Annotated in this window: 7 protein-coding genes and 1 pseudogene; 1 reads left to right on the plus strand and 7 read right to left on the minus strand. The window is 40.4% G+C overall.

Features of this window, described 5'->3' with window-relative positions:
• Positions 1-137 precede the first annotated feature (137 nt).
• From PSE7429_RS23980 to PSE7429_RS27430, 7 genes are all read right to left on the minus strand, one after another.
• Positions 138-329, minus strand: coding sequence for a hypothetical protein (locus PSE7429_RS23980; RefSeq protein ID WP_009629613.1), 192 nt, complete (start codon positions 327-329; stop codon positions 138-140).
• 29 nt (positions 330-358) lie between these two features.
• Entirely contained in the window at positions 359-613 is a 255-nt protein-coding gene (locus PSE7429_RS26065; protein ID WP_144052565.1) for a hypothetical protein, read from the minus strand.
• Between the two features lie 439 nt (positions 614-1,052).
• Positions 1,053-1,133, minus strand: coding sequence for a transposase-like zinc-binding domain-containing protein (locus PSE7429_RS28265; protein ID WP_422394347.1), 81 nt, complete (start codon positions 1,131-1,133; stop codon positions 1,053-1,055).
• A gap of 48 nt (positions 1,134-1,181) precedes the next feature.
• Positions 1,182-1,397, minus strand: a complete 216-nt coding sequence (locus PSE7429_RS22120; RefSeq protein ID WP_009629615.1) for a type II toxin-antitoxin system VapC family toxin — start codon at positions 1,395-1,397, stop codon at positions 1,182-1,184.
• Complete coding sequence (locus PSE7429_RS22125; RefSeq protein WP_009629616.1) at positions 1,397-1,642, minus strand: DUF2281 domain-containing protein; 246 nt, start codon at positions 1,640-1,642, stop codon at positions 1,397-1,399. Before PSE7429_RS22125 ends, PSE7429_RS22120 begins: the two co-directional genes overlap by 1 nt.
• Positions 1,643-1,701: 59 nt before the next feature.
• Positions 1,702-1,881 (minus strand): tetratricopeptide repeat protein, encoded by a 180-nt coding sequence (locus PSE7429_RS28085; protein WP_407681169.1) that lies wholly within the window; start codon positions 1,879-1,881, stop codon positions 1,702-1,704.
• The gene (locus PSE7429_RS27430; protein ID WP_009629617.1) at positions 1,818-2,030 is read right to left on the minus strand and encodes a XisH protein; all 213 of its coding nucleotides are present in this window, start codon (positions 2,028-2,030) and stop codon (positions 1,818-1,820) included. Before PSE7429_RS27430 ends, PSE7429_RS28085 begins: the two co-directional genes overlap by 64 nt.
• Before the next feature lie 99 nt (positions 2,031-2,129).
• Between PSE7429_RS27430 and PSE7429_RS28270 the strand changes: the two are divergent.
• Positions 2,130-2,637 (plus strand): annotated as a pseudogene (locus PSE7429_RS28270) (IS4 family transposase); the annotation flags it as partial.

Raw genomic sequence — 2,637 nt, forward strand, 5'->3', positions numbered from 1 at the left:
TTCCTAAAAAATTAATATGCCTGTTGACGAAAGTTCTGTAGTTTATCAATAATCATGACTGTAGATGTGCTTTTTCTTTTTCATCTACTTTAGGCAGTTTGTATCTCTTTTACTCTGCCTTTTTTTCCTTTTTTAGTCTAAACTCCAGTAACTTGAGGATTGTCCCAATCGGCAAAGGCAGCAATGGCTGAGTCGATATTACCCCGCCAGAGGCTAGTTTCAACATCCTGCAACCGTTTGTTAGAACCACCAACCTTATGCAGATTTTCCTTGAGATGATACCAATCAAGAATTTCACGTCGTTGCGATGTAGTAGCAATATCTGCCATTAAATTCCACACTCCCGGATGTCCATCTCCTAAACAGTAACTGGGTCAGCCAAAAGCTGTGCATTTACTGAAGCTAGCAGTTTGTCATTCTCTTGGAAGAACGCTGCACAAGTTTGTTTGTTGAGAGTTACAGCCTTGTAGTCACGCCATTCACTGGCTTGTCCTTTCTCTGTGCGTAATCTTGCCTTACCACCATCAATACTAAGTTCTGTAATCGTTTCCCCTACTTCTAATTCTGCAAATTCTTGACGGTGGACTAGCCTCTGCTGGGGTACTGTGGTCAACGTATATTCCCGTTAGCTTGTGCAAGTCCCGAGCCGCATTTTCGTAAGAAACGTTGGCACTCAGCAATAGACAATTTGCTTCTAGCTGCGGACTCAATCGACTGCGTTTTTTCAAACCTAATTGTGCAACTTGTTTGACTCTAATTTGCCATGTTCCTAGACTGGTCTGGATCTTTCTGCTTCTTCCTGTTCTTGTTTGCTGCTGCTGCTTAAAATTTCCGATCTCTGGTGCTACTTCTTTGAGCAAGTGGTCTCTGACTGCTAATTCTATGCTGTTAAAGCTTTTTAGCTCTTCTTTTGGGGTATTATTCAATAGAATTGCCGCCGCAGCTTTTAGATGTTCTTTCAGAACTTTGCTTTCTTCGGGTGTCATCTTTTTTTAACCTCATTTTTTATTCATTTTCTCATATGTCATCTATAAGTAGAAATACTCATTGCATTAGTGAGATGCTCCCTTTTGTTTGTCTCCTCGTTTCCCATTTTTACGAATATGTGTTGAACCACACTTTGGACATTTCATTGTTTTTCATTGCTAAAACTCGTTATCTTTTATTTACTCATTCATCTCTCATTTGTGCAACGCCAAATCACAGATAATTTTTTCTAGTGGAGTTTCTAATTGGAGTTTGCCAAGGCTGGTTTTGATCGCAATTTCCCATAGGCTCACTATGCTGATATACAGACTATTGGTTTCATCTTCTATTACCTGTCTGACTTTAGGGCTAAGGTTTTGATTGCCCTCTAACAACCAAATTAAAATATGTGTATCCAGTAATAATTTCATCACATATACTCAGCAAAATCAGCAAGGGGAGTATCGAAATCTGGAGCCATTTTTATTTTGCCTTTCATACAACCAAAAAGATTTTTACGGCTTAATGTTGGGCTTGGAGTAGTTTTACCGTTAGATATTTCATTGAGGTGTGGTATTTGCTGCCAAATATTTATCAAATGCGAAACTAGTTGTAATTGCTCTTGGGGTGTCAGTTGTGTCGCTTCATCTAAAACTTTGGTTAATAAGGGACTCATAATTTACCTCCATAGCCTCATTGCTTGGGTCTTAACATTGTATTTCATCGTCTCAGTCATCATTCTCCTAATTTTCTAATCCTATTTTCTGCATCTTCATAATCTGATATTTTACCCTGTTGCCGATAGAGCCTCGATGCCTCTCGAAAATCTACTAAAGCTTTCTGCTTCTCTCCTAAATTTTGGTAAGTATTCCCGCGATTGTAGTAAGTTTCAGCAAGATTAGGATTGAGGCGGATGGCTTCATTGTAGTCGGCGCTTCTTCGGCGGCGAGGTCGATGTAGATGTCTGCAACTCCATAACGCAAGCGATAGGGATCGTGGGTGATTAGCCATCCATCTTTTTCTAATGCGATCCGCACTTCATTATGAAAGAGATCTTTTGCCATAGTTTTTTTATAGCGATTTACTTAGTACAGGACAAAAAGTTGCAAAAGTAGACAGGAAGGGGTTTTATAGAAGATAACCACATCGGCTATAACCCCCCTATGAAAGAGATTAACCTATTCCGCGAAATGTTGCAGCAACATCTGCAATGGAATGCAGCAAGACTTGCCTTTGTGTCAACATTCTTGATCGCTCTAATGCGAGTAAAGACAGTAAACCTAGTCGAAATCGCCACAGGATTTAGTGGTGAAGCCAAAGTTGAATCGCATTACAAGCGGCTACAGAGATTTTTCGAGACTTTGAAGTGGACTATGAAAGCATCGCTTTAATGGTCGTCAAAGTAATGAAAATACCCGAACCATGGGTAATCTCCATCGACCGCACCGATTGGAAATTCGGTAAGACAGTGTTTAATGTGCTGACACTGGGGGTAGTGCATCACGGTGTTGCCTTCCCCTTGGTATGGATGATGCTGGATAAAAAGGTAACTCAAACACCCGTGAACGCTGTGAATTGTGGAATCGATTTCTGGAAATATTTGGAGACCGCAAAATCGACTTTTTGACCGCAGACCGAGAGTTTGTAGGCGAAGAGTGGTTTGATTACTTG

It is taken from the genome of Pseudanabaena biceps PCC 7429, assembly GCF_000332215.1.
GTDB classification, from domain to species: Bacteria; Cyanobacteriota; Cyanobacteriia; order Pseudanabaenales; family Pseudanabaenaceae; genus Pseudanabaena; species Pseudanabaena biceps.